Raw genomic sequence first — 25,985 nt, 5'->3', positions numbered from 1 at the left:
CGGAGCTTCGGGGTCCTCGCACGCCCGGGCCTCCCGGCGGGAACCGGAGGTGAAAGAAATGTGTCTGTGGTGGGGACAGCGCGTGGGCAGGGGGAACGTGATGAACACCTGGTCGGTGCCCGGGTACACCGAGTCCCGTGAGCTCGGTGCGGGCGGCTGCGGGCGTGTCGTACTCGCCGTCCATGACGCCACCGGCGTGCCGGTGGCGGTGAAGTACCTCAGCGAGAGGCTGCGTGCGGAGTCGGGCTTCGTACGCGAGTTCCGCGCGGAGGCGCAGTTGCTGGGCGGGCTCGACACCCCGTACGTGGTGCGGCTCTACGAGTACGTCGAGGCGCCGCAGGGCGCCGCGATCGTGATGGAGCTGGTCGACGGCATCGCACTGCGCACTCTGCTGCTCCGGGAGGGCGCGACCGGTCCGGAGGCGGCGCTGGCGGTGCTGAAGGGCTCGCTGCTGGGTCTCGCCGCGGCGCACGGCGCGGGTGTCGTGCACCGCGACTACAAACCGGAGAACGTGCTCGTCGCGGCGGACGGCTCCTCCAAGCTGGTCGACTTCGGCATCGCCGCGCACCGCGGGAGCACACCGGGGGTGGCCGGCACCCCGGCGTACATGGCGCCGGAGCAGTGGAACGGCGAACCGGCCTCCCCCGCCGCCGACGTGTACGCCGCGACCGCGACGTTCTACGAGTGCCTGACGGGCCACAAACCCTTCCGCGGCGAGAACTTCGCCGAGCTGGCGCTCCAGCACATCGGCGCGCCGGTCCCCGAGCACGACACGCCCGAGCCGGTACGTCCCCTCATCCGGCGGGGGCTCGCCAAGTCACCGGCGGAACGGCCCGCGAACGCGGCGGCGTTCGTGGCCGAGCTCGAGGCGATCGCCCGGGCGGCGTACGGGCCCGACTGGGAGGAGCGGGGCCAGCGCAAGCTGGCGGCGCTCGCCGCGCTGCTGCCTCTGCTGTTCCCCTCGGCCGGCGGACCCGCGGGGACGACCGACCACGCCACCACGTCGATCGGCGCCGGCCCCGGCACGGGTACGGGCGTCGGCTCGGGCATCGGCGCCGGCGGGTACGTGCCGCCGGCGCTCCGCAAAGCGCTCGCCGGCGTCGCCGCGCTGGCCGTGGTCGCGGTGGTGGCCGTCGCGGCACGGGCCGGTGAGGACGCCTCCCCGAGGACGACCGCGCAGGCCGTCGCGACGACCAGCGCGATGCCCGGCGGCTCGGCCTCACCGGTGGCTGACGGCGACGGCGACATCGGGCCGTCACCGTCGGACGGCGGCTCGCTCTCCCCGTCGGCGAGCACGACGAGTGGGCCGGCCGACCCGTCGCCCGCGACGTCGTCGACGCCGCCGGCCCCGCCGACGACGTCCGCGCCGGCCACGTCACCCACCCCGACCACCTCCGCCGAGCCGTCCACGGAGCCGACGACCAGCGCCCCGCCGACCGTCGCTCCGGTGCAAGTGAAGTCGGTCTCCGTGACGGGCTTCCGGCAGACCGGCACGGCGACGGCCGCCGCGACCGTCGATGTCGTCACGTCCGGCGCCGGCCCCGTGAAGGTCGTCGTCTCGTGGTTCACGAGCAACGAGAAGGGCGTCCTGGGCGCCGTCGAGAGCACCCAGTCCTTCGAACGGAGCGGTGCGACGCAGTACACCCTCGCTCTGGACCACACGTTCCAGGGCACGGGCTGCTACTGGGCCGTACAGGCCGGCACCGATCCGGCGGCTGCGAGCGGCAGTTCCACGCAGCAGCTTCTGACCAGAAGGGGGTGCCCGGTCCTGTGAGTGACCCACGCACGCCCGCGGGTGACGCGGACGAGTACAGCGCGACCGCGCTGGGCAGCCACTGGTTCGAACGTCCCGACCCCGGGCCGGTCCCCGACCGCGTCGAGGGCGACGTCCTGCGCTTCGGCCCGGGAGTGACCGCGTTCGTGCGGCAGCACGGAAGCGGAGCCACGGCCGCCGGGGTGTGGCACGGGACGCTCGCCGGACAGCCCGACGACGACCGCCGGGCGCGCGGACGCCGGCGCGGCCTGCGCCGGTACGCCCTTGCCGCCGCCGTCCTCCTGGCCGTGCTCGGATTCCTCGCCTGGCAGCGGTACGGGCCGGGCGTGAGTGTGCGGGACGTGGTGGTCCGGACCTCGCCGGACGGGCCCGGCTGCGGCGGGACCGCCGACGTCGTCGGCGTGGTGCGGACCGACGGCCGGCCCGGCACGCTGACCTACCGCTGGGTCCGCAGCGACGGCACCGACTCGGGGGTGCTGCGCGAGCGGGTGGTGCGCGGCCAGAAGCAGGCCCGGTTGCACCTGCTGTGGACGTTCGAGGGACGGGGCGAGTACCGCGCGAGTGCGGAGCTGTGGATCCTCTCACCGTCACGGCACTCCGCGGACGCGCGGTTCACCTACCGCTGCCCGTAGGGAATTTCGCACCCGACCGGTCGAGGGCGTACCCGCCGGACGGGCCCGATCGCGCCCGTCCCGGTGGATACGCCCTCCCTCCCGTGCGGCCGCGGGCCGTCGGCGCCGGCCCGCCTACCGCCGCGTCAGGGGAAGTTGACGACGGTCGAAGGCACCGTCGAGGTCCCTGACGTGGGAGAGCCCGTGTCGTTGATGACATGCTCGTAATGGCCGTGGCCGCTGAGCGAGACCACCAGCAGGCTGTGGAACTTCACCCCGGGTTTGACCGGGGCCTTGAAGCCGTGGTCCTGCCGGATCGTCGGGTCCACGTTGTAGTAGCAGTAGCTGCCCATCCCCCATCCCTCGTGGGTGTTCACGGAGTCGTCGACACGGTAGGCCGCATAGCCCTTGGTGGCGCCGTTCTGGATGGCGGCCTGGTCGGGCGCGTCGTAGGCCTTCTCGTTCTGGAAGAAGATGGTCCGGCCTCGCTCGCCGTACCACTCGACGTCGTACTTGTTGAAGTGCTCGACGAACAGGCCGGTGGCCAGCACGTCGTCGCCGTGGACGCGGACGCCGTAGTCGGCCCGGTTGGTCTCCCAGCCGACGCCGTCGCCGTGGTCGGCGCGCCAGACCCAGGTGTGGTCGATGATCGTGTCGTCGCTGTTGACGACCATGCTGGTGGTGGCCTTGCCGGGGCCCGCTCCGCCGATGCGGATGAAGACGTCCTGCACGGTGGTGGGGTTGGCCGCGTGGTCGGCGGACGCGCCCTGGGGGCCGACTTCCAGCAGGGTGGGCGAGTTGACCGGCCCCGCGTCGATGAGGAAGCCCGCGAGCCGCACGCCGTCCACGTCGGCGACCTTCATGGCCGTGACGCCGTTGTCGGGGATGATCGTGGCGAGGCCGAGGCCGAGCACGATGGTGTTCGCGCGGTTGACGTTGATCGTCCGGTCGACGTGGTAGACGCCGGGCGTGAACAGCAGGTGGAGGCCTTGCTCGAGCGCGGCGTTGATGGTCGCGGCGGTCGCGCCGGGCTTGACGACGTAGAACCGCTCGAGCGGGATCGACTCGCCCTGCGGTGCGCCGTTCCCCCACGAAGTGCCGCGCGCGTTCACCCGCTTGGCCGGGGCGAACACCTTGTACTGGCCGCCGTCCATGTAGAGGAAGGGCTTCTCACGGGAGACGGGTGTGGTGTCCAGCGTGGTGTACGGCGGGTCGGGGAAGCCGGTGGCGGGTGCGCCCTGGACGCCGGAGAACGTCATGTTCCACACGCCGTTGGTCCAGCCGCCGACGGAGCTGTCGCGGGTGTACCACTGCTGCTGGGAGTACGGCCCGACCGTGCCGTCGATCTTGCTGTCGGCGATGTAGCCGCCGCTGGCCCATCCGTAGCCGCTGGGGGCCAGGTTGAGGCCGCCCTTGACGTGCATCCGGCGGAAGGGGGCGGCCTGGGAGACGGCCCAGCGGTTGGTGCCGTTGACCGGGTTGAGGGCGAGGTTCTCCGCGGAGCGCCAGAAGTTCTGCGTCGCGTTGCCGTCGAACCAGCCGGCGTCGACCGTCACATCACCGTTGAACGTGGTGTCGTCCGGGTCGATCCCGAGACCGGAGATGGAGGTGTAGAAGCCGATCTGCGCGTTGATGTTGTTGTACGTACCCGGCTTGAACAGCAGTTGGTAGCGGTCGGTGCCGAACTGCGCCGATTCCTGGCGACGGAAGATCTCGTCGAGCTTGCCCTGGATGTCGGGCGTGGAGGGGTCGAAGACGAGGACGTTGGGGCCGAGGTCTCCGCCGCCGGGGATCTCGGGGCCGCCTCCGCCGTTCATGGTGCCGTAGATCTTGAACTCCCAGAGCGAGTAGCCGTACTGGGTGGCCCGGGCGGTCCCGTACATGCGCACGTAGCGCGCGGTGCCGGAGACGTTCAGGGTCTCCGTGCCTCCGGGACCGGTGGTGGTGGAGTGGGCGGTGGTCCAGTCGGTGCCGTTGCCGGACAGCTCGATGCGGTAGCCCTTGGCGTAGGCCGCCTCCCAGGCGAGCACGACCTGGGTGACGGTGGCACTCGCGCCCAGGTCGACCTGGATCCACTGCGGGTCCGAGAAGGCGCTGGACCAGCGGGTGCCGGCGTTGCCGTCGACGGCGTTGGCAGCGACCGTGCCGCCGTTCTCCTGGCTGGAGGCGGTCACCGTCCTGCCCTGGGACAGCAGGACGGGCGCGGCCTGCGCGGGCGCGGCGGGCAGCAGACCGAGCAGGGCGGCGACCATGGCGGTGACGATCAGCGCGACGGTGCCGCGCCGCTGGTGGTGCGCGAGGCTCGGTGGTGGTCCGAGCTGTCTTGTGGGGGCAGCGGGCATGGCTGTCTCTCCTGGGGATTCAGGGACGGGTGCGGTTGCTGATGCTGTGTACGACGGCCGGCTCAGCCTGCCGAGAGAGCGCTCTCTCGGGTACACGGATGATTCTCCCGGTGTCACGCCGCCGTCAAGACGTGTGCAACAACTCGCCGAAGCAGGCGGCACTTTGTGGCCGCAGGCTTCAAGTCCCGAACGTTTTCAAGCCGTTTGGGGTCACGACAGGGGCGACAGGGACTGTCGGACTTCCGTTCCTTCATCCAATGGACCGCACGTAGGCGATGGTTCACGCACGAGGAGAGCGCTCCCTGCGATGGAGCGCTCTCCGGCGTCCGAACCGCTCCGGCCCCCGGTTCGGCGCTTGCTCAGGCCGAGTCCCGGATCACCAGCGACGGGTGGAAGACCACCGAGGGAAGAGGGTCGCCCGGTTCACGGATCTGCCGCAGCAGCAGCCTCGCCATCTCCGACGACATCTCCTCGACCGGCTGCCGCACCGTCGTCAGCGGCGGGTCGCACGCCTGTGCGGCGTTGCTGTCGTCGAAGCCGACCACGGCGACGTCCTCGGGCACGCGCCGGCCCTCGCGGGACAGCACCGGCAGCGCGCCCATGGCCATCAGGTCCGAGGCGACGAACACACCGTCGAGGTCGGGCCGCCGCGCCAGCAGCCGCTTCATGGCGGCAGCGCCGCCCACATGCGTGAAGTCGCCCTCCACCCACGCCAGATCGTCGATCCCGTGCCGGGCGAGCGCGGTGCGGAACGCCGCCAGGCGCTCCTGTCCCGCGGGCATGTCCTGCGGTCCGGTCACCGTGCCGATCCGGCGGCGGCCCAGCGACACCAGATGTTCCGCGGCCAGTTCGGCGCCGGCCCGCTGGTCCACCTCGACGTAGGTGAGCCGGCCGCTGCGGCTGCTGCGTCCCGAGAGCACGGCCGGCAGTCCGGTGCCGGTGATCAACTGCGGCAGCGGGTCGGATCCGTGCGAGGAGACCAGCACGACGCCGTCCACATGGCCCTGGCGCAGGTACGACAGCAGTTGCTCGCGGGACGTCTCGTCGTCGACCAGCATCAGCATCATCTGGACGCCCGCCGGCCGCAGCACCTCCAGCAGTCCGCTCACCACGCGCCCGAAGTACGGGTCGGTGAACATCCGTCCCACGAACGGCGTCGCACCGGACCGCTGCTCCTGCTCCGAGACGACGAGCGCGATCGAGTCGGTCCGGCGGGTCACCAGGGACCGCGCGGCGCGGTTGGGGACGTACCGGGTCGCCGCTATCGCCTCCTCGACGATCCCGCGCAGCCCGGGGTCCACGGTCGGCGCCCCGTTGATCACCCGGGAGACGGTGGCCCGGGAGACCCCCGCCACCCTGGCCACGTCCTCGAGCGTCGCGGGGCGGGTGGGGACGGGGGCATCGGCAGTCATGGCTTCTTTATACCGGGGCCGGTGGGCTCACCCGGACGAACCTGCCTGCTCAACGGGTCCGCTCGCAGGGACGGGGCAGTGGGGCCGGCGCGCCGGCGGCTGCGCCGGGCCGACGGCACGCGCGCGGAGCGGGGTCCAGCGCGCGGGGCGGCCCAGGGCGCGGGGCTGTCCACACGGTCCCGCGCGTCACCTCGTGCGCCGGGCCCGCCGTGTCGCGGGCCTGCCAAGTCACCCGGCCGCCGTGCCCCGTCAGCGCGCTGACCAGCGGATACGTCGGGAGCCGGCCGCGTGCCCGAGCGGCGTGCGGCAGACTGGGGCCATGGGCAACCTCGATCCGCCGGGGGCACCGTCCCGGCGGTTTCCTCAGAAGCCGGAGAGCGTGGCGTCCGCCCGGCGGTTCGTGCGGGACGTGCTGGACGGCATCGCCTCGGATGTCGTGGACACCGCTGAGCTGCTGGTCAGCGAGCTGGTGACCAACGCGGTGGTGCACGCGCGCACCGAGGTGGAGGTCTCTGCCCGGGCCCTCAACGGCAGGGTTTGCGTCCGGGTCAGCGATCACCGGCCGAGCCGCGGACTGGTCCCGCACGAATGCCCTCCCTACGCCGGAACGGGACAGGGGCTGGCCCTGGTCGAACAGCTGGCGTCCCGCTACGGGTCCGACACCGACGAGAAGTACAAAGCGGTCTGGTTCGAGCTGTGGCCGGACGGCCCGCCACCCCCGCCGCCGTCCGGATGGGAGGCCGCTGTGCCGCCCTCCTCCGGCGAGACGGTGACGCTGGTCGACGTGCCGGACGTGCTCTGCTCGGCGTCCCAGCAGCACCGGCACGCGCTGCTGCGGGAGCTGGCGCTCGCCGCGTCCGCAGGAGACCGGCTCGGCGTGCGGCCGGAGGAACTCGTCGCCGCACATGACATGAACAACGTGATCAGCGCCTGTGTGTCGGCCGCGATGAAGAAGCAGCCTCCCGACGCGGACATCCGCTCGCTGCCCCTGTCGATTCCGGCGGACGCCACGCCGGCGGTGGTCACCCTGCGCCGGGTGCTCGACGTGGCCGAAGAGGCCGCACGGGACGAGCGCCTGCTCACCCTGCCCGCTCTGCCGCGTGCTCGCGTCTTCCACGACTGGCTGTTCGACCAGATCATCGACCAGCTCGCCGACGAACGCCCCACGGCGTGGACGGTCGTGCCCCGCGAGCCGGGCGCCGGCTCCTCGGAACTGGTGCCGTGGGACGCCCGTCACGTACAGGCCAGCAGGGTGCCGACCATCGCCGCCGACGAGGGCAACCGGATCATCGCGGCGAACGGACCGGCGGCGGACCTGCTCGGCTGGCATCCGGACGATCTGGTCGGGCGCAAGCTCACCACCCTCATCCCCGAGCACCTGCGGAATCGCCACCTGTCGGCATTCAGCTCCCTGCTGCTCACCGGCCAGACACGCATCGTGGGGCGCTCCGTACCGCTCCCCGCGATGCACCGCGACGGCCATCTGGTCCCCGTCCGGCTGCACATCCAGACCCAGGAGACCGCCGACGGCCGCACCGTGTTCATCGGCCAGCTGACCCCCAGGGCGCAGGCCTCCGTCCACCCGTCCCGCGGTCAGGGCGGCGGTCGGCGCGAGCCGGAGCAGGAGCCCGTCCGGCTGCCGCGGACCGCTCCGGAGCGCGGCATGAGCACGAGCGGCGCCAAGACGAGCCTGTCCGCGCTGGAGCGGCTCTCCCTGCTGGCCGACACCGGCGTCGCCCTGAGCAACACCCTGGATCTGGACGAGGGTCTGCACCGGGCGGCCCGGATCCTGACGCAACGCCTCGCCGGCTGGTGCGTGGTGGACCTGTTCACCGAACACGCCCAGGTGGAGCGGGTCTGCGTGGTCCACCGCGATCCCCAGGCGCTGCACCCCGGTGTTCACGAGGGCAGCCTCCCGCCGGTGACCGAGGCCGCCCGGGGGCCCCTGGCCCGGGCTCTGCGGGGCGCGGGACCGCTGCTTCTGACAGGCCCACTGCCGTCCGCCCGGGAAGAGAGTCCGCTGGACGCCCACTACTTGGAGCTGTTCGCGCAACTCGGCGCGAACAGCGCCGTCGTGGCCCCGCTACGGGCCCGCAGAGAAGTCTTCGGGGCCCTGACCCTGGCCCGGGTCGGCGGGCAGCCGCCGTTCACCGAAGCGGATCTGGCGCTGGTCGACGACCTGGTCCGCGGACTCGCCCTGGGGGTCGACAACGCCCGCCTGTACCAGGAGACCAGGAGCATCGCCGAACGCCTCCAGCGCTCGTTGCTGCCCGTACTGCCGGACATCGCACACCTTCAGCTGGCCGCCCGTTACGCCGCGTCCTCCACCACCGCGCAGGTCGGCGGCGACTGGTACGACAGCTTCGTCGTCCCCAACGGGGACACCGCACTGGTCATCGGTGACGTCAGCGGGCACAACCTCGACGCCGCCATCGCCATGAGCCAGTTGCGCAGCATGCTGCGCGGCATCGCCATCGACCGCCAAGAGCCCCCGGAAACGGTCCTGCGCCGCCTGGACATGGCGAACCACAGCCTGTACCGGGAGGCCACCGCGACCTGCGTCTACGGCCTCGTCAAGGGCCCCGCGGCCGGTCCCTGGGAGCTGACCTTCTCCTCGGCAGGGCACCTGCCCCCGCTGCTGACCACCGCGGACGGCGACACCCGCTACCTCGAGGAAGGTGCCGGCCTGCTGCTCGGCATGGATCCCGACATGCCACGAGCCAGGGCGAGGCACACGCTCCCGGCCCACTCGACCGTGCTCCTCTACACCGACGGTCTGATCGAACGCCGCGGCGAGTCCCTCGACCGCGCCATGGTCCGGCTCCGCCAGCACACCGCCGCGCTGGCACATGAACCCCTCGACGTGTTCTGCGACGAACTCCTCATCGGGCTGGGCGCCGACAGCGCCGACGACATCGCCGTCCTCGCCGCGCGTCCTGTGCCCCCGTCCTGAACGACGGTTCCTGACCGGGCGGTCGGACAGGCAGGCAGGACGAGCGGGCGCGCCGGGTCCATCGCCGCCGCACGACGGAGCCGGCTCCTCCGGTCGGCCTCCTCCGCGCGTCACCCGTGTCACGGCCGGCTGCCGCTGGATGCTGCTGATGGAACGGTGCACCGGGAATTCGCCTCTTCGGTGCCGGATCAGTGGTTCGCGGAAAGGCAGTGGTGATATGACCGTCGGCGCATCGGGCGTCACCGTCGCGAGTGCAGTGGACGACGGCGGGCCGGCGGGGGCGGTGGGGCGACCGGAGGGGCGGCGCGGCGGCCCGGCGGCGTGGGCAAGGCCCTGGCCGTTCGTCCTCGCGGGTATGCCGCTCGGGCTGTTGGCGGTCGCGGCGTGGTTCGGACGTCATGTGCGGCCGAGCGCCGACGAGTGGTGCTTCCTGCCGGTGGTACGGGACGAGGGCATCTCCGGACTGCTCGGCAAGTTCTGGTTCACCGACAACGGGCGGCTGGGCAACGGCCTGCTCGTCGGGCTGTACGCCGAGTTCCCGGTCGCGGGTCACCAGTGGTTCGGCTTCGTCAGCGGGCTCGTCATGCTGGTGCTGCTGTGGGCCCTGGTCGTGCAGGTGCTGCGCAGGGCCGGGCAGGAGGTGCCACGCGGTGTGCCGCTGTTCGTGGCGGCCATGGTCTGCGCCGTCTTCCTGTTCGCCACGCCCAACACGTACAAGACGTTCTACTGGCCCGCCGCGTCGGTGTCGCACACGGTGGCCCCGGTGCTCGCGTGCGCCGCCGTGTTGCTGCCGCTGCTGTGCTCACGCGGCCGCGCGGGCCGGATCACCGCGGTGGTGTCGGCCGCGCTCGCCGGGGTGTTCCTGGGGACGCTCTCCGAAGAGGCGTCGGTCGTCGCGCTGGTGGTGCTCGCGGGCGTGGTGCTCTTCGCGCACCGGATTCTCGCGGCGCCGGTGCGCCGCGTCGCCCGTCTCTGGTCACTGGCCGGCGCGGCCGGTGTCGTGGTCGGGACCCTGCTGCTGTTCTTCTCCCCCGGTTCCCGCAACCGCCGCGAGCGCTACGGCGCCGAGAGCGCGTCGATGCTGTCCCCCGACTCTCTGCTGGGCTCGCTGCGCGGCTACGCGGAGATCCTCGGCACGGTGTTCGGCACCTGGCAGTACCTGGGTGCGGTGGGCGCCGGAGTGCTGCTGGGCCTGGTGGCGCGCGACCGGCCCGGCCGGGCCCCGGTGCTGCCGCGGAAGCCGCTGCTTCTGGGGCTCGGCACGGCGGCGTTCCTGGTCGCCGGCCTGCTGTGCACCGTCATCACCTATCCGGTCTTCGGGGAGCGGGTGGTGACCACCGAGCGGACCTGGAACGACTATCTGCTCCTCCTCGTGGGGCTCCTCGTCGTGGCCGGGGCCTTCCTGGGGCGCGCGCTGCGGCCCTCCGTACGCGGCCGCCGGTCGGCGGGAACCGTCGCTGCCGCGGCCGCCGTGTGCGCGGCCACGGTGCTGAGCCTCATGGGCCCCTTGGCCGATCTGGGCCGCGACATGCAGGTGCGGGCGGAGCGCTGGGACCACCAGGACCGCTACCTGCGCGAGGGAGCGGCCCGGGGGGCGAAGGAACTCCCGTACACGCCCACGCCGGTGGCCAGGATGCTGGAGCCGTTCGGTCAGCAGGGGCGCAAGGTGTGGCCCGCGCAGTGCGTCGCCGACTACTACCGGCTGGACAAGGTCACTTACTCAGAGCGGCTTCCCTGACCGGCACCCCGGGCTGCGCGGCGCCGGTCTCCTCGGTCTCCCGGACCACGTAGTGGGGCCGGCGCTTGGTCTCGTGGTAGATGCGGCCCACGTACTCGCCGATGATGCCGAGGGTGGCGAGCTGGATCCCGCCGAGACCCACTATGGCGGCGATCAGGGTCGCGTAGCCGGGGGTGTCGACGCCGTCCAGGACGACATTGAGGATGATCCACACCGTGTAGGCGAGCGCGGACAGGAAGAGCCACAGCCCGGTGTGGATCGCCAGGCGAAGCGGGCGCGTGTTGAAGGACAGCAGCCCGTCGATGCCGTAGTTGAGCAGCCGCCGGCCGCCCCACTTGGAGCTTCCGGCGGCCCGCCGCACATTGGTGTAGCCGAAGCTGACGGTGTCGAAGCCGATCCAGGAGAAGAGTCCCTTGGAGAAGCGGTTGGACTCGGGCATGTTCAGCACGGCCTCGACGGCCCTGCGGGACAGCAGCCGGAAGTCCCCCGCGCCGTCGAGGACTTCGACGTCCATGAAGCGGCGGACGAGCCGGTAGTAGCCCTGGCTGAGGACCGTCCGCAGCGTGCCTTCGCCGGTGCGGTCGCGGCGGGCGACGACCTGGTCGTAGCCGTGGCGGTGCAGTTCCAGCATGCGGGGCAGCAGGTGGGGAGGGTGCTGGAGATCGGCGTCCATGAGGACGACGGCGTCCCCGCGGGACATGCGCAGCCCGGCGAGCATCGCGGACTCCTTGCCGAAGTTGCGGCTGAAGGAGGTGTAGCGGACGCGTGGGTCCGTTGCGGCGAGCTGCTTGAGGCGCGCTCTGGTCCCGTCGCCGCTGCCGTCGTCGACGTAGCAGATCTCGAATTCCGTGCCGGTCGGCTCGAGTGCCGCGACGAGTTCCTGATGGAACAGGTCGATCACGTCGTCCTCGTTGAAGCACGGCACGACGACCGAAGTATGGACCGTTGTCATGTCACTCCATGCAGCTGTGGTGCGGTCGGGCTGCGCTTCCCGGTGGGCCCGTTGCATGGAGGGAAGAGGGCCGGCGGGCCGCGGAGGTTGCTCCCATGATGGCTCCCATGCCGTTCGTCACCCGGAATTGGGCTGTCGGAGGGCGTGCCTCGGCCGGACAACCGGTCCGGCGGGTGCTCGGTGACGGACAGTCAGAGGCGGTTCCGGCGCCGCAGGACCACCGATCCGCAGACGGAGACCAGGGCGAGAACGGCGGCCACCGCGCCGAACAGGACCATGGGACGGTCGCCGGAGGCGCTGCCCGCGGGCGCCGGGGCGGCCTGGCCGGAGGACGGTGCCGTGGCCGGGGCGCCTGCCGGCGGTTCACCGGGCGCCGGTCCGCCGGGCGCCTGGGACGGGGTGGGTTCGGCGGGCCGTCCGGGCGTCACCGGGGCGGAGGTCCGGCCGGCCGGGTCGTAGGGCTGTTGCGCGGGCGGTGTTCCGGGCCGCGTGGCGCCCTGCCCGTCGTCGCCCGGTGTGAGGACCACGTCCGAGCACGAGTAGTACGTGTCAGGGGTGCCCGTGTTCCGCCATACCGTGTAGAGCACATGCCGGCCCGTGAGGTGAGCGGGCAGACGTCCGCTGATCCGGTACGCGCCGTCCGTGAGCGCGGGATCGGTCTCCGTCGCGAACGGGCGGGTGTCGAGATCGGCCCACCGCAGCGGTGCGGACGGATCGTACCCCTGCCGGGTCAGGTACAGCTCGAAGGTTCCCTCGTGCGGGATGCTGGAGCGGTAGGTGAGGGTGAACGTGCCACCGGCCTCCAGCGGCGTGGCGGGCCAGTCCGTCCGGGCGGTGTCCAGGCCGCGGTAGGCGTCCAGGCCCGCGCTGCACAACTGTCCGTCGGGTACGGCCTCCTGGTCCCTGCCCTCGACGCCGGGCAGCCGCAGGTCGTCCCACGCGCCGATCGCCGCTCCCCCGTTCGCGGCGACGGCGGCACGGCACGCGCCCGAGGCGCGCTGCGCTCCGTCGAGTCCGCAGACGGCGGCTCTGCTGACCGGGTCGGTCGGCGTCCCGTGGGCCAGGGCGGGGCCGCCGGCGGCCAGCAACAGCGGTACGGCGCCGGTCAGTGCGGCGACGGCAACAGGGGTACGGCGACGTCCGGTCATCGGCTGCTGACCTCCTCGGGCTCGACGGCTGCCGTGGAGTACGGGCGGGGCGGCACGGGCGTTCACCGTGGGGCGAGCGTGCGGGCGGTTACGGGGCCGGGCGGGCGGCCGACGGCGAGGGCGGTCGTCGTGGGCGGGCGGCCGGTTGTCGTGGGTGTGCGGCCGGCCGAGCCGTCACCGGGGCGGGCCGCCCGGCAGGCAGGCGGCGCGGTCACATGAGGAGCGCCCGGCAGCCGTCCGGCAGGGAGGTCACAGGGTGATCGTGGCGGCGATCGGCAGGTGGTCGCTGCCGGTGGCGGGCAGTGAACGGACGCGGGCCACCGCCGCCGCCCGCGCCAGGATCTGGTCGATCCTGGCGACGGGGAAGGACGCCGGCCAGCTGAACGCGAAGCCCGGTCCCGCCACCCCCACATGCGCGAGCACCGGGTCGAGACCGCGATCGTCGACCGTGCCGTTGAGGTCGCCCAGCAGGATCACCCGGGCCTCCTTCTCCACGGCGAGCGCCGCGCCCAGCAGCCGGGCGCTCTCGTCGCGCCACGCCGAGCTGAAGCCGTGCCGCGGTCCCAGACGCACCGAGGGGAGATGGGCGACGTGGACGGCGACGGGGCCCTGCGGGGTCACGGCCGTGGCGCGCAGGGCGCGGTTCCAGCCCGGTCCGAAACCGCGCGGCTTGATGTCCACCGGCCGCACGTCCTCCAGAGGATGTGCCGACCACAGGCCCACGGTCCCCACGACCGCGTGGTACGGCAGGTGCCGTGCCAGCTCCTTCTCGTAGGCGGGCAGTGCGGCGGGGGTCACCTCCTCGAGGGCGACGAGGTCCGGGCGTACGCGCAGGAGGGCCCGTGCCGTGCCCGCCGGGTCGGTGTTCACGTCGCTGACGTTGTGCTGCACCGCCACGAGGCCGGACTGTTCCCCCGACGCGGGCGGCAGCAGGGGCGCGAAGAGGAACGACCACGCGGCGACGGGCAGCAGCAGGGCCACGAGCGCGGTGACGGACCGGCGCAGCAGCGCCGCGACAAGCAGCAGGGGAACGGCGAGACCCAGCCACGGCAGAAACGTCTCAAGAAGGCTGCCGATCCTGCCGACGGTGTTGGGCACGGCGGAATGGAAGGCGAGCAGGCAGGCGACGAGTACGGCGAGGACCGCGAGGACACGGCCCCGGCGGAAGCGCGAGTGCCGGCGCTGGTCCGTTCCCCAACTGCCCCTGACCGGCAGCCGGATACCGAGCCGCTGTGTGAAGGACCGGAGCCCCGCCGTGCGGTGCTCGTCCGCGTCGCTCATGCCACCGCTCCGTTTCCCCGTCGGACCGACGATCTTGCCAGCTTCCCGCACGGGCGTTGTCAGTGGCCGCCGATAGCGTCCTGACCACCGAGGAAAGAGGGCTGGTATGGAGTTCCGGATGGAGCGCGGAGCACTGACGGACGCGGTGGCGTGGGCGGCGCGTGTGCTGCCGGCGCGGTCCCCCGTGCCCGTGCTGGGCGGGTTGCTGCTCGAGGCGCGCGCCGGCGGTCTGCTGCGTGTCTCGGGGCTGGACCACGAGGCCTCGGCCCGGATCGAGGTCGAGGCGGACGTCGAGCAGCCCGGACAGGTGCTTGTCATGGGCCGCAGGCTGCTGGACATCTGCCGGGTCCTGCCGGGCGGAACGGTGCGGTGCGCCGCCGACGGCGGGCGTTTCGCGCTGAGCAGCGCCGGCGCCCGCTTCGGCATGTCGTTGCTGCCGTACGAGGAGCGTCCGGCCCTGCCCGCGCTGCCCGGATTCTGCGGTGCGGTGGAAGCGGAAGTGTTCGCCGCCGCCGTGGCGCATGTGGCGGTGGCTGCCGGGCGCGACGATTCGCTGCCCGTGCTGACCGGAATCCGTCTGAGCGTGGACGGGGAGACGATGACGCTCGCGGCGACGGACAGATATCGGTACGCGGTGCGCACGCTGGGCTGGAAGCCCTTGTCGCCGCAGGCGTCGGCCGATGTCGTGGTGCCCGCGCGGCGGCTCTTGGACATCGCCCGGTCGCTGGACCGGTCGGGCACGGTCCGTATCGCCCTGGACGGCGGCACGATCGGCTTCGACAACGCGGGGATGCGGCTCACCACCCGGCTTCTCGACGGCCGGCTGCCGCGGCACGACAAGCTCTTCGCCCTGCCGGACGGTGCGGTGGCGCTCACGGCCAGGGTCCCGCTGCTCGAGGCGGTGAAGCGGGTGTCGGTGGTCGCGGAGGGTGACAGCCCGCTGCAGTTGGCGTTCACCGCGGACTCGGTCCGCCTCCACGCCGGCTACGAGGACGATGTCGCCTCCCAGCAACTGCCCGCCGCCCTGGAGGGCGCCCCGGAGATGACGGTGGCGTTCAACCCGTCGTATCTCGTGGACGCCTTGTCGTCGTTCGACACGGACAGCGTGCGGTTCCGCCTGCTGGGGCCGGGTCTGCGGGCTCTGCTCAGCGGCGCGGCGGAGGCCGGCACGCGGCCGTCCGGCGATGCCGGACAGCACTCCCACGAGCATCTGCTGATGTCGGTGAAGTCACTGGCCTGACACCCTGTCACGGCCCCTCAGGGCATGGGTTGATCAAGCATGCGCAAAGAAAACACATGAACGAAGGCGCCGGCTGCCGACGGATCTACGTTCGCCTGGTGAAGCAGACACCGCGAACGAACTCATCCGTCGGCGGAAGCCGTCGTACCCTGCTGCGCGCCGCCGTCGCGGGCGGGGCCCTGGCCTCCGGCGCTCTCGTAGTGGGAGGCACACCGGCATCGGCGTCCCCCGGACCGGCGACCGCCCGCCGCCCCCGGCCGGAGACGCCCGCGCAGGCCTTGCGTGAGCTGGTGGCCGGCAACCGCCGCTGGCGGACCTTCCGGCAGCAGCATCCGCACGAGACGTCGGCCGTGCGGGAGGAGCTGATATCCGGTCAGGAGCCCTTCGCCGTGGTCCTCGGCTGCATCGACTCGCGGGTACCGCCGGAACTGGTCTTCGACCAGGGCCTCGGCGATCTGATGACCGTGCGGTCCGCCGGCGAGGTGCTCGACGAGGCGGTCCTCGGCAGTGTCGCCTACGGGGTCCTGGAGCTGGACATCCCCCTGGTCATGGTGCTCGGTCACCAGTCCTGCGGCGCGGTGACCGCGGCGGTGCACGCGGAGGAGACCGGCGAGGAACTCCCCGCGCACATCCAGTACATCGCCGACCGGATACGGCCGGCCATAGACCACGCCCAGCAGGGCGCGGCACGCGTCGACTCCACGATCACCCGCAACGTCCGGATGGTCACACGCCTCCTCGCCCAGGAGCCCGACCTCGCGGCGAGGATCGCCACTGGAGAGCTCGCGGTCGTCGGCGCCCGCTACGAACTGACCTCGCAGCTGGTGCACACCGTCGCCTGACGTCTCCCCCGGGCCGGACCGGCCGAGCCGTCTCGGCCGACCCCGCGCGATCGGGCGCCCCTCCTGCCGGAGGTGCGGCTCGCCACCGGCCCACCCGCACCACCGACGGGCGGGTGGGCCGGGACGTGGCGGCGTCGGCCGGGGACGGCAATCCCGTGCTGGACCACCTTGTGCGCAGCGCCCGTGCGGCCAAGCGCTGCAAGGCGGCGCAGCGCGGCCGCTCCGGCCGGCTCGTCGTCGCGGAGGACCTGCTTCAGCCTTCCGCGGGCAACGCGCGCTGAGGACGGCGGCCCTACCCGGCCGGCGTCACCCCGCAGGCCCGGCCGTCCAGCCTGAAGACACGTGGGTCGTTCACCTGTCCGCTCGACCTGCCGTTGAAGCCGAACCGGACGGTTCCACCAGGAGCCAGGCTGGAGTTCCAGCTCAGCGACTTGGCCACGACGTCCGGGCCGGTCTGGGAAATCGTGGCGCCCCACGGGTCGGTCACGCGCTGCGTGTCGGAGTACGTCCACGACAGCTGCCAGGGGCTGACCGTCCGGGTCCCGGTGTTCTTCACCACGACCTGTGTGGTGAAGCCGCCGTCCCACCGGGTGGAGGCGTAGGTGACCTCACAGGCCGTCCTGCGGTCGCCGCCGCCGCCGAGGTCGTCCACGTAGGAAGCCACCCAGGCGAGCGGGGCGTTCCAGTTGATGGTGATCTCGTTCGTCGACCACGACTCGATGTGGTCGAGGTAGCACATCGCGGGCGCGCACCCCTTCAGCTTGCTCTGCGCGACCGGGTCCTGGATGGCGTCGTTCGGGCCGCCGGCCAGCGAGCCCGGTGCCGGGTTCGGCAGGGACGGGTCGAGCTGGTTCGCCCAGAAGCGGTGGTGCTGGTTGCGCGAGTCCCGCTCGCCGTATCCGGTGACGTACGACTGGTTGAGCGGGTTGCGGCCCAGCAGGTAGTCGAGCCCGCGCAGCACGGCGTCGCGGTACACGACCTTGCCGGTAAGGTCGTGGGCCGTGCCCAGGACCACCATGTTGTTGGCGACCTGGCTGTTCGAGCCCCACACGTAGTGGCCGTCGGAGGGTGCGTAGGGCAGGCCGTACGCGGCGTCGGCCGAGTCGGCCGCGTACCCGTCGGCCGCCCGCGTCACCATGGACCGCACCGACCGGAGCTGTTCGGCCGTCAGTTTGCTCGGCACGGTCGCCAGGTTCAGCGCGCCCAGGCCCGCCACGGAGCCCCACGAGAGGCCACCGCGCGGGAAGACGAGGTCGGCGTCGCCGTGCAGCGGTGAGCGCAGCACTTCCTGGCGGTAGGTGTCCTGACCGGTGGTGAGGAAGAGCTCCGCCGCGGCCCAGTAGAACTCGTCGCGCACGTCGTCGTCGGGGTACGCGCCGCCGCCCGTGCCGTCGTTCGGGTCGGCCAGGATGTCCGGGTGGGCCTTGGCCGCGTTCCACGCGGTGACGGCCGCCGTACGGCACTTGGCCGCGAAGCCGGCGTCGTACGGCGCGAAGAGACGGGCGCACTGGGCGGCGGTGGCGGCCACGTTGAGGGTCGCCGCGGTGGTCGGCGGGTGCAGCTCACGGGGCTGCGGGTCCTGGTCGGGGCGCAGCGGCAGGCCGGTCCACGCCTTGTCGTGGAGCTTGTGGTGCGCCATGCCGGCCAGCGGCTCGCCCTCCGGCACCATCATCCGCATCAGGAAGTCCATCTGCCAGCGGGCCTCGTCCAGGATGTCGGGCGTGGCGTTGCCGTGCTCCGGCAGCCGCAGCTTGCCGTCGCCGAGGGGGGCGCCGTCGGCGTGCTCCGCCGTCAGCGTCCGCTCGAAGGTGGACATCAACTGGGCCACGGAAATGCCGCCGTTGACGACGTACTTGCCGTGGTCACCGGCGTCGTACCAGCCGCCCGCCGCGTCCAGACGGTAGTCGCACACACCCGGCTGGCAGGGCACGTCGTCGTCGCCCTGGTTGGGGCTCACGCCCACGTGCCCGGCGGGGCGGGCGTACTCCTCGCCGACGATGTCGGCGTCGATCTCGATGCCGCTGCGGTTGTGGTAGAAGTACGCGAGCGCGTCGGTGCGCAGAGAGTCGTAGAGGTCGTCGCCGATCGCGAACGGTTCGCTCTTCTCCTCCCCGACCGTGACGGTGTAGCCGTCCCCGGCGGTGGTCACCGTGCTGAAGTCGAAGGTGTGGACGTGTCGGCGCGATGTGGGGTCCACACCGGCCGGGGTGGTGGTGCCGCTCGCCCGCCGTGTCCCGTCGGCGGCGTTGACCGTCCAGGTCAGCGGCTCGGTGGCGTCGGTGACGAGGGTGCCGCTCTTCGGACCGCTCGTGAGGTAGCCGACCTGGTTGACGCGGACGGGTGAGCCGGTGTCCGGCTCGTACGGGGGCGGCGCGGTGCCGCCGCGCAGGGACACGTCGTCGACGCAGAAGGTGAACGCCTCGTCGCTGCCGCCGATTTGGAAGGCGAGCTGGGCGGCGTCGTGGTCGGCCGACGCCGTGAAGGTGTGGCTCACGCGTTCGGGGCTCTCCCCCACCTGCTGTGCCGCGGCGAGCTCCGTCGTCCACGGGTCGACGGCCATCTGCACGTTGGTGCGTATGGTGACCGGCACCGTCGACGTCGCCGAGTAGCTGAGCGTGTATCCCTCACCGGCCGCGAGGGCGAGCCCGTTCTGCCCGATGATGGCGTCCCACGGGTTGGCCGTGCCGGCGGGGACCTCGGCGCACAGGCGCCCGTCCACGACCGCTCCGGGGCTGTTCTCGGTCCACCACCACGGTGCGGTGCCGCTGGAGAAGTCGCCGTTGACGATGAGTTCGGGACCTTCGTCGGCCGGCTCCGCGGCGGTGGCGGGGGCGACGGCCACGGCCCCGGCGAGCAGTCCGGCGAGGGCGGCGACGTTCAGTGCTAAGCGTCTGCGCCCGCCCGGGCGGCGGGGCGTACGGGTCGGATGGGGGAATCGGGGCTGATGATGAGACACGCCAAGGTCCTCTTGGGGAGTAGGAAGGGTGCGCGGTGGCCTGGGACACGGGAGCGCACGCGGGGTGTGGGAGCGCTCCCAATGTCGGGGGTGAGCGACGTGGCGTCAAGATGTCGCGGCTTCGATCTCGTTCAGCCGCAGCGATTGTTCGCCGGATGCGTCGGGGGCCACGCGTTGATCACCAGGCGTTTCCGGGGAGGCCCCGGGCGCGGGAGGGATTTTGGGGAATCCGAGGCGCCGGCCTATGGAGCCTTCCGGCCTGTCAGTCGTCCCGCGGTTTGCGGGCGACGACCAGACGGGCACGGGGGCTGCCGTCCGCGAGCCGACCCAGTTCGGTCAACGGAAGCAGTTCCACGGTGAATCCGGCGCGGCCGAGGTCCCTGAGCACGGCGGAGAGCGGGAAGGTGCGGTAGTACATGACGAACCGGGGCCGCCACAGGGCGTTGCGGACCCGCATCGCCGTGTCGAATCCGAGCAGCGTCCAGTAGAGCAGCGAATTCGGCCCGGGCGGCGCCATGACCGGGAACGCGAAGCAGCCTCCGGGACGGAGGGCGGCGTGCGCCTGGGCGAACAGCAGCGGGCGCTCTCCGGGCAGGAAGTGTCCGAACGCGCCGAAGCTCACGGCCAGATCGAAGGCGGGGGCGAACGGCAGCGCCCGCGCGTCGGCCCGTACCCAGGAGACGGCCGGCCCGTGCGGGCCGTCGGCCGGCGGGTCGGCGTCCCCGGCGGACGCGGCCGGGGGGTGGGGCGCGGCCGAGGCTGACCGGGAGGCCGCGGCGGCGAGCATTCCCGCGCTGAAGTCGACGCCCACCGCCCGCTCCCGGCACACCTGTCGCAGCACATCCACGCCCGCACCGGTCCCGCAGCAGATGTCGAGGCCCGCGGCGAAGGGGCCGAGCGGGCGCAGGGCGTGGGCCACGGCCTCCAGCAGCCGGTCCGAGGTGCGGAACGGTGTGCGGTCGAACTTGGGGGCGAGCAGGTCGTAGCCGCGCTCGATCGAGGAGAGCGCCTGGACGGCGAGTTCGCGGAGTGTGGGGCCCTGTTCGGTGAACATCGCGGATCAGCGTAGCGCCTGGTGCGCCGTCGGGAGCCCGCGCTCCCGACGGCCCATGACCACCACCACGCCCCCCACTTTCGTCGTATTGACGATAAGCCCCGACGGCTATATCGTCAGGAAGACGAAAAGAGGGGGTCCTGTCATGGCCGACATCACCGCACGTCTCGGCTGGCGCCACCTGCGCGCCGCACCCACCGCCCATGTCCGTCACCACAGGCGCGGACGCCTCGCCCACGACGGCACGGGCCTCAGCTTCTGGTTCCGCGCGCTCACCGCCGCGCTGTCCGAAGTGCCGGTCGACGACCGCGAGCTGGCCGTGTCGTTCCACGCCCGCACCGCCGACTTCCAGGACGTCTCGGTGCAGGCCACCGTGACGTACCGGATCAGCGAGCCGTCGACGGCCGCCGCCCGCCTCGATTTCTCCATCGACCCGGACACCGGGGCGTGGCGCGCCGCGCCGCTGGAGCAGATCGCCACCCTGCTCACGGAGACGGCGCAGCAGCACGCGCTGGACGTGCTGGCCCGCACTCCGCTGTCGTCGGCGCTCGCCGACGGAGTCGCGTCCGTACGCGGGCGCATCACGGAAGGGCTGGCCGCAGAGCCCCGGCTGCCCGCGACCGGCATCGAGGTGGTGGCCGTGCGGGTCGTGGCGATCCGGCCGGAACCGGAGGTCGAACGCGCTTTGCGGACCCCGGCACGCGAGCAGATCCAGCAGGAGGCGGACCGCGCGACGTACGAACGCCGGGCCGTCGCCGTGGAGCGGGAGCGCGCCATCGCGGAGAACGAACTCGCCAGCAAGATCGAACTGGCCAGGCGCGAGGAGCAGTTGGTCGAGCAGAACGGCACCAACGCGCGGCGCCAGGCCGAGGAGAGCGCGGCGGCCGACGCGGTGCGGGCCGACGCGGAGGCGAAGCGGAAGGTGCGCCTCGCCCGGGCGGAGGCCGAGGCCGCGGAGGCGGTCGGCGCGGCGCGGGCCGGGGCCCAGGCCGCCTGGCTGCGCGTGCACGGCGACGTGGATCCCGCCACCCTGCACGCACTCGCGGTCACCCGGCTCGCGGAGAACCTGCCGCGGATCGACAGCGTCACCCTCTCCCCCGACGTTCTCACCGGCCTGCTCGCGCGGCTCGGCGGGCAGCAGCCGGGCGGGGCAGGCGGCGGAGGCGGCTCGTGAGTCTGGCCCCGCGGGCCGTCCTCGTGCACCGGACCACCGAGTACGAGGAGTTGCTCGCCCGGCACGGGACCCATGGCCAGGCCGACTTCTTCCTCGCCTCGCGGGGCCGCAGCATCCGCGACGTGGCTCTGCGGCACCATCGGGCGCAACGGGCGCTGGCGGAGGTGGCGGCCGCCGTTCCGCTCCAGTGGCGGCAGACCAGGGTGGAGCGCGGGGACCTCGACCGGTTCCTGTTCGCCCCCGAGGACGTGGTGGTCGTGGTGGGCCAGGACGGGCTGGTGGCCAACACCGCCAAGTACCTCGCGGGCCAGCCCGTGGTGGGTATCGACACGGAACCGGGCCGCAATCCGGGGGTCCTGGTGCGCCACCGCGTCGAGGACGCGCGGCGGCTGCTCCGCTCGGCCGTCCTGCCCGGACGATCGGCGGACGAACTGACCATGGTGGAGGCGGTCGCCGACGACACGCAGCGGCTGCCGGCGCTGAACGAGATCTACCTCGGGCGCCCCGGGCACCAGACCGCCCGCTACCGGCTGGAGCAGGACGGCGAGGGACCGGGCGGGAAGGGGTCCGGCGAGCAGGGATCCGGCGGGCAGGGATCCGCCGTGGAGGAACCGGGCGGGGAGGCCCAGGCCTCCTCGGGCGTCCTGGTGGGCACGGGGACGGGCGCCACCGGCTGGCTGCGCTCGCTGTGGCAGGAGCGGGGCAGCTCGCTCGCGCTGCCCGGGCCCGCCGAGCCGCGGCTCGTGTGGTTCGTCAGGGAGGCCTGGCCGTCCCCCGCGACCGGGACGAGCAGGGTGGCCGGTGCGCTGGGGCGCGGCCAACGGCTGCGGATCACCGTGGAGTCGGACCGGCTGGTCGTCTTCGGCGACGGCATGGAGAGCGACGCCCTGAGCCTCACCTGGGGGCAGTCGGTGTCCCTGGGCATCGCGGACGTCTCGCTGCGACTGCTGGATTGAGCCGACGGCAGCTGCCGGGCCGGCCTGTCGAATGGCCGGACATCGCTCTAGTCCTCCCCTCCATTGGTTTCTACCATTCGACCAACTCCCGGGCCGCGAACGCCCGGGAGCCTCGGCCGTATATGTCATGTGCATGACGCTTCAACAGTCGCGGCATGCCACGGCCGAATCTCAGGACGGTCCAGCGCACTTGGTCCGTGACGGCCCATGCCACGCGAGCGGACGGCCGCACCCCCCACCTGACGGCCGGGCATCCCCATGCCCGGACCGCCCGGCACCGACAGCAATGGATTGGAGAACCCATGACCGGTGGACTGCTGGTGAGCGGCGCGTTGGCCGCGCTGTTCGCCTCCGCGATCCCCTCGCAACAGAGCCCGTCCGTCATCACCGACCCGCCGCCGGACAAGATCGTGATCGAGGTGGCGACGGTCAACGGCTCCGGGTGTCCCGCGGGGACGGCCGCCGTCGCCGTCTCACAGGACAACACGGCCTTCACCGTGACGTACAGCGACTACCTCGCCCAGGTCGGCGGCGGCGCCCCGAGCACGGCGTTCCGCAAGAACTGCCAGCTCAATCTGATCGTGCACGTACCGCACGGCTTCACGTACGCGGTCGCCAGCGCCGACTACAGAGGCTATGCCTCGCTCCAGCCCGGCGCGAGCAGCACCGAGAAGGCGTCGTACTACTTCCAGGGCTCGCCGAACACCGAGTCACGCACGCACTCGTTCCGCGGCCCGTACGACGACAACTGGCAGGCCACGGACGAGACGGACTGGGCGCAGCTGGTGTGGGCGCCCTGCGGTGTCCAGCGCAACTTCAACATCAACACGGAACTGCGGGTCAGCGCGGGCACGTCGGACCCGGCGCAGACCAGCTTCATGACCATGGACTCCACCGACGGTGACATCAGCACCATCTATCACCTGGCCTGGAAGGAGTGCCCGGGACGCTGATCCGCGCGGCCCCGGCCGGGAACGCCCCCGCCCGGCCGGGGCACCGGGCAGGTGCCCCGGCGGGCATCACAGCTCCTTGGCGGGACCTTCCGAGCCGGTCTCCCCCGGCTGTTCGGCGGCGGCCGGATCGAGGATGCGCATCAGGAAGTTCCGGGTGCGTTCGTGCTGCGGGTCGCCCACGACCCGTTCCGCCGGCCCCTCTTCGACGATCACCCCGCCGTCCATGAAGACCACGCGGTCGGCGACCTCCCTGGCGAAGCTCATCTCATGGGTGACCACCATCATCGTCATGCCCTCGGCGGCCAGCTGGCGCATGACCGCCAGGACGTCGCCCACCAGCTCCGGGTCGAGCGCGGAGGTCGGCTCGTCGAAGAGCATCACCTCCGGTCCCATGCTCAGCGCGCGGGCGATCGCCACCCGCTGCTGCTGACCGCCGGAGAGCTGCGACGGAAAGGCGTCGGCCTTGTCGGAGAGGCCCACCCGCTCCAGGTTGCGCCGTGCCACCTCCCCGGCCTTCGCCTTGTCCCTGCGCAGGACCCGCCGCTGCGGCAGCGTGAGGTTCTCCGTGACGCTGATGTGGGGGAAGAGGTTGAACTGCTGGAAGACCATGCCGATCCGGCGGCGGACGGCATCGATGTCGACATCGAGGTCGGTGACCTCCGTGCCGCCCACGAACACCTGTCCGGCGGTCGGCTCCTCCAGCAGGTTCACACAGCGCAGCAGCGTCGACTTGCCGGAGCCGGACGGGCCGATGACGCACACCACCTCGCCCCGGGCGATGTCGAGGTCGATGCCGCGCAGCACGTGGTTGTCACCGAACGACTTGTGCAGGCCCCGGATCTCGATCTCGGGGCGATCCGTACTGTCCATGATCCCGCTGTTCCCGCTTCCCGACGACTGTGACCCGACCGGCATGTGAAACCTCACCTCGCCTTGTCGGCACGTGCCTCGAGGCGGCGCACCACGAAGCTGAGCGGCACGGTCACCAGGAGGTAGCAGAGCCCCGCGACGAGGATCGGCGTGGAGTTGGCGGTCTGGCTGGCCAGGTCCCTGCCGAACTTGGTCAGTTCGCGCTCCTCGAGGGTGACACCGAGGAACAGCACCAGCGAGGAGTCCTTGAAGAGCAGGACCAGTTCGTTGGTGAGCGGGGGAATGACGATCCGGAACGCCTGCGGAATGATCACCGAGACCATGGCCCTGGCATGCGAGAAGCCGAGCGACCTGGCGGCCTCCATCTGCCCCTTGGGCACCGCCTGGATGCCCGCCCTGATCGTCTCCGCCATGTAGGCGGCGGCGACCAGCCCGAGACCGAGGGCGACCTTGCCGTAGGTGCCGCCGGGGATCTCGGTGCCGGGGAAGGCCAGCGGCACGGCCACACCCACGAAGATGAAGATCAGCAGGGCGGGCAGACCGCGGAAGATCTCGATGTAGACGCCCGCCACCCACCGGTAGGGGGCGACCGACGACAGCCGCATCAGCGCGATGACCAGACCCAGCACCAGGCCGAAGACGAAACCGGACACCGTGTAGACCACCGTGTTGCGCAGCGCGGTGGTGATGATGGCGGGGAACAGCTCGGAGGCGAGGTCCTTCTGTGCGAACTGGTTCTGCAGACGGTCCCAGTCGGCCAGGAGGCCGACCACGACGAGCGCCGCGACGAAAACCGCGTACTGAATGCCCTGCGACACCCGCCGCCGCTGGCGGCGGGTGAGGCGTGAGGTCACGACTGTGCCTTGGGCAGCGGGCCGATCCACTGCTTGTAGAGCTTGTCGTAGGTGCCGTCGGCGCGAGCGTCCTGGATCGCCTTGTCGATGGCGGCGCGCAGCTTGTCGTTGCCCTTCTTCACCGAGAAGCCGTACTGCTCACCGGTCTCGATGTTCTGGCCGAGGGCGAACTGGTCGGCGTTCGCCTTGTCCTTCAGCCAGCCCTGGACGACGGGGTAGTCGATGATCACAGCGTCGACCTGGCCGGTGCGCAGCCCGTTCAGCACCGCGTCAGAGCTCTCGAAGGCGACAGGGTCGAAGCCCTGGCTCTTGGCGTAGCTCTCGCCGGTGGTCTCCGCCTGGGCGCCGAGCTTCTTCTTCCCGGACTTGACCTCGTCGAGCGACGTCACGCCGCTCTTCTTGGTCGCCAGCAGCGCCTGCGTCGCGTCGAAGTAGGGGACGGAGAAGTCCACGTTCTTCTTGCGATCCTCGGTGATGGTCATACCGGCCGCGGCCAGGTCGCACTCCCCGGAGTTGAGGAACGCGCCGGTCTTGAAGTTCTCGAACGGCGTGTCGAGGATCTTCTGCTCGACGTCGAGGTTCTTCGCCACCAGGTCGATCAGCGCGACGTCGAAGCCGACGACCTTGCCGCCCTGCTCGAACTGGAACGGCGGGTACGGCAGGTGGGTGCAGGTGGTCAGTTTGCCCTTCTCGACCACGGGGACGCCTCCCGCGGCCTCGCCCGGTCCTTCGTCGGAGGAGCCGCATCCGACGGCGAGGAACATCCCGGCGGCCACGGCACCGGCCGTGGCGCGGACGCGGAAGCTGCTGCGGTGGCTGCGATGGCCGCTGGCCGTCCCGAACACGATGACCTCCAGGAGTGGGGGGACACGGAA

20 protein-coding genes are annotated in these 25,985 nt (G+C 72.0%); 10 read left to right on the top strand and 10 right to left on the bottom strand.

The window, feature by feature from the left end; all coding sequences use genetic code 11:
- Positions 1-100 precede the first annotated feature (100 nt).
- Both AB0K36_RS15780 and AB0K36_RS15775 read left to right on the top strand, forming a co-directional pair.
- Positions 101-1,774 (top strand): serine/threonine-protein kinase, encoded by a 1,674-nt coding sequence (locus AB0K36_RS15780; RefSeq protein WP_364593799.1) that lies wholly within the window; start codon positions 101-103, stop codon positions 1,772-1,774.
- Complete coding sequence (locus AB0K36_RS15775) at positions 1,771-2,406, top strand: hypothetical protein (protein ID WP_364593796.1); 636 nt, start codon at positions 1,771-1,773, stop codon at positions 2,404-2,406. The genes AB0K36_RS15780 and AB0K36_RS15775 overlap by 4 nt, the downstream gene beginning before the upstream one ends.
- 125 nt (positions 2,407-2,531) lie before the next feature.
- On the opposite strand, the gene AB0K36_RS15770 is transcribed toward AB0K36_RS15775, so the two are convergent.
- Positions 2,532-4,727, bottom strand: coding sequence for a pectate lyase-like domain-containing protein (locus tag AB0K36_RS15770; RefSeq protein ID WP_364593793.1), 2,196 nt, complete (start codon positions 4,725-4,727; stop codon positions 2,532-2,534).
- A 359-nt stretch (positions 4,728-5,086) separates the two neighbouring features.
- On the bottom strand, positions 5,087-6,139 hold the full coding sequence (locus tag AB0K36_RS15765; RefSeq protein ID WP_364593791.1) for a LacI family DNA-binding transcriptional regulator: 1,053 nt from the start codon (positions 6,137-6,139) through the stop codon (positions 5,087-5,089).
- Positions 6,140-6,458: 319 nt separating this feature from the next.
- Here AB0K36_RS15765 and AB0K36_RS15760 point away from each other — a divergent pair, with 319 nt between their 5' ends.
- Both AB0K36_RS15760 and AB0K36_RS15755 read left to right on the top strand, forming a co-directional pair.
- Complete coding sequence (locus AB0K36_RS15760) at positions 6,459-9,092, top strand: SpoIIE family protein phosphatase (RefSeq protein WP_364593788.1); 2,634 nt, start codon at positions 6,459-6,461, stop codon at positions 9,090-9,092.
- A 217-nt stretch (positions 9,093-9,309) separates the two neighbouring features.
- On the top strand, positions 9,310-10,830 hold the full coding sequence (locus AB0K36_RS15755) for a DUF6056 family protein (RefSeq protein ID WP_364593785.1): 1,521 nt from the start codon (positions 9,310-9,312) through the stop codon (positions 10,828-10,830).
- Here AB0K36_RS15755 and AB0K36_RS15750 read toward each other — a convergent pair.
- The 3 genes from AB0K36_RS15750 to AB0K36_RS15740 all read right to left on the bottom strand — a co-directional run bounded on the left by AB0K36_RS15750 (position 10,805) and on the right by AB0K36_RS15740 (position 14,211).
- The gene (locus AB0K36_RS15750; protein ID WP_364593782.1) at positions 10,805-11,782 is read right to left on the bottom strand and encodes a glycosyltransferase family 2 protein; all 978 of its coding nucleotides are present in this window, start codon (positions 11,780-11,782) and stop codon (positions 10,805-10,807) included. The genes AB0K36_RS15755 and AB0K36_RS15750 overlap by 26 nt on opposite strands.
- 191 nt (positions 11,783-11,973) lie before the next feature.
- On the bottom strand, positions 11,974-12,930 hold the full coding sequence (locus AB0K36_RS15745) for a lytic polysaccharide monooxygenase auxiliary activity family 9 protein (protein ID WP_364593779.1): 957 nt from the start codon (positions 12,928-12,930) through the stop codon (positions 11,974-11,976).
- A gap of 249 nt (positions 12,931-13,179) precedes the next feature.
- Positions 13,180-14,211 carry an endonuclease/exonuclease/phosphatase family protein gene (locus tag AB0K36_RS15740; RefSeq protein ID WP_364593776.1) on the bottom strand — a complete coding sequence of 344 codons (1,032 nt, stop codon included), beginning with the start codon at positions 14,209-14,211 and terminating at the stop codon, positions 13,180-13,182.
- Between the two features lie 106 nt (positions 14,212-14,317).
- Here AB0K36_RS15740 and dnaN point away from each other — a divergent pair, with 106 nt between their 5' ends.
- The 3 genes from dnaN to AB0K36_RS15725 all read left to right on the top strand — a co-directional run bounded on the left by dnaN (position 14,318) and on the right by AB0K36_RS15725 (position 16,574).
- Positions 14,318-15,451: a DNA polymerase III subunit beta gene (gene dnaN, locus AB0K36_RS15735; protein WP_364593773.1), complete on the top strand. Its 1,134-nt coding sequence runs from the start codon at positions 14,318-14,320 to the stop codon at positions 15,449-15,451.
- 98 nt (positions 15,452-15,549) lie between these two features.
- Complete coding sequence (locus AB0K36_RS15730) at positions 15,550-16,293, top strand: carbonic anhydrase (protein ID WP_364593770.1); 744 nt, start codon at positions 15,550-15,552, stop codon at positions 16,291-16,293.
- 113 nt (positions 16,294-16,406) lie between these two features.
- Positions 16,407-16,574 carry a hypothetical protein gene (locus AB0K36_RS15725; protein ID WP_364593767.1) on the top strand — a complete coding sequence of 56 codons (168 nt, stop codon included), beginning with the start codon at positions 16,407-16,409 and terminating at the stop codon, positions 16,572-16,574.
- A gap of 11 nt (positions 16,575-16,585) precedes the next feature.
- Here the strand turns inward: AB0K36_RS15725 and AB0K36_RS15720 are convergent, their stop codons facing one another.
- Together AB0K36_RS15720 and AB0K36_RS15715 are read right to left on the bottom strand one after the other, a co-directional pair.
- Entirely contained in the window at positions 16,586-19,135 is a 2,550-nt protein-coding gene (locus tag AB0K36_RS15720) for a glycoside hydrolase family 9 protein (protein WP_364593764.1), read from the bottom strand.
- Between the two features lie 376 nt (positions 19,136-19,511).
- The gene (locus AB0K36_RS15715; protein ID WP_364593761.1) at positions 19,512-20,303 is read right to left on the bottom strand and encodes a class I SAM-dependent methyltransferase; all 792 of its coding nucleotides are present in this window, start codon (positions 20,301-20,303) and stop codon (positions 19,512-19,514) included.
- A 145-nt stretch (positions 20,304-20,448) separates the two neighbouring features.
- Here AB0K36_RS15715 and AB0K36_RS15710 point away from each other — a divergent pair, with 145 nt between their 5' ends.
- The 3 genes from AB0K36_RS15710 (at position 20,449) to AB0K36_RS15700 (ending at position 23,386) form a co-directional block, all read left to right on the top strand.
- Positions 20,449-21,477: an SPFH domain-containing protein gene (locus AB0K36_RS15710; protein ID WP_364593758.1), complete on the top strand. Its 1,029-nt coding sequence runs from the start codon at positions 20,449-20,451 to the stop codon at positions 21,475-21,477.
- Complete coding sequence (locus AB0K36_RS15705; RefSeq protein ID WP_364593755.1) at positions 21,474-22,433, top strand: hypothetical protein; 960 nt, start codon at positions 21,474-21,476, stop codon at positions 22,431-22,433. Before AB0K36_RS15710 ends, AB0K36_RS15705 begins: the two co-directional genes overlap by 4 nt.
- A gap of 302 nt (positions 22,434-22,735) precedes the next feature.
- Positions 22,736-23,386, top strand: a complete 651-nt coding sequence (locus AB0K36_RS15700; protein WP_364593752.1) for a DUF4360 domain-containing protein — start codon at positions 22,736-22,738, stop codon at positions 23,384-23,386.
- Between the two features lie 66 nt (positions 23,387-23,452).
- On the opposite strand, the gene AB0K36_RS15695 is transcribed toward AB0K36_RS15700, so the two are convergent.
- From AB0K36_RS15695 to AB0K36_RS15685, 3 genes are read right to left on the bottom strand one after another with little or no spacing between them, the layout of a single operon-like run.
- Positions 23,453-24,256: an amino acid ABC transporter ATP-binding protein gene (locus tag AB0K36_RS15695; protein WP_364593749.1), complete on the bottom strand. Its 804-nt coding sequence runs from the start codon at positions 24,254-24,256 to the stop codon at positions 23,453-23,455.
- Between the two features lie 53 nt (positions 24,257-24,309).
- Positions 24,310-25,140: an amino acid ABC transporter permease gene (locus AB0K36_RS15690; RefSeq protein WP_435877868.1), complete on the bottom strand. Its 831-nt coding sequence runs from the start codon at positions 25,138-25,140 to the stop codon at positions 24,310-24,312.
- Positions 25,107-25,874: an ABC transporter substrate-binding protein gene (locus AB0K36_RS15685; RefSeq protein ID WP_364593900.1), complete on the bottom strand. Its 768-nt coding sequence runs from the start codon at positions 25,872-25,874 to the stop codon at positions 25,107-25,109. Before AB0K36_RS15685 ends, AB0K36_RS15690 begins: the two co-directional genes overlap by 34 nt.
- Between the last annotated feature and the right edge of the window lie 111 nt (positions 25,875-25,985).

The sequence above is a fragment of the Streptomyces kurssanovii genome (genome assembly GCF_040677245.1).
Classification (GTDB): domain Bacteria; phylum Actinomycetota; class Actinomycetes; order Streptomycetales; family Streptomycetaceae; genus Streptomyces; species Streptomyces kurssanovii.
This window is presented reverse-complemented; position numbering and strand designations above follow the sequence as displayed.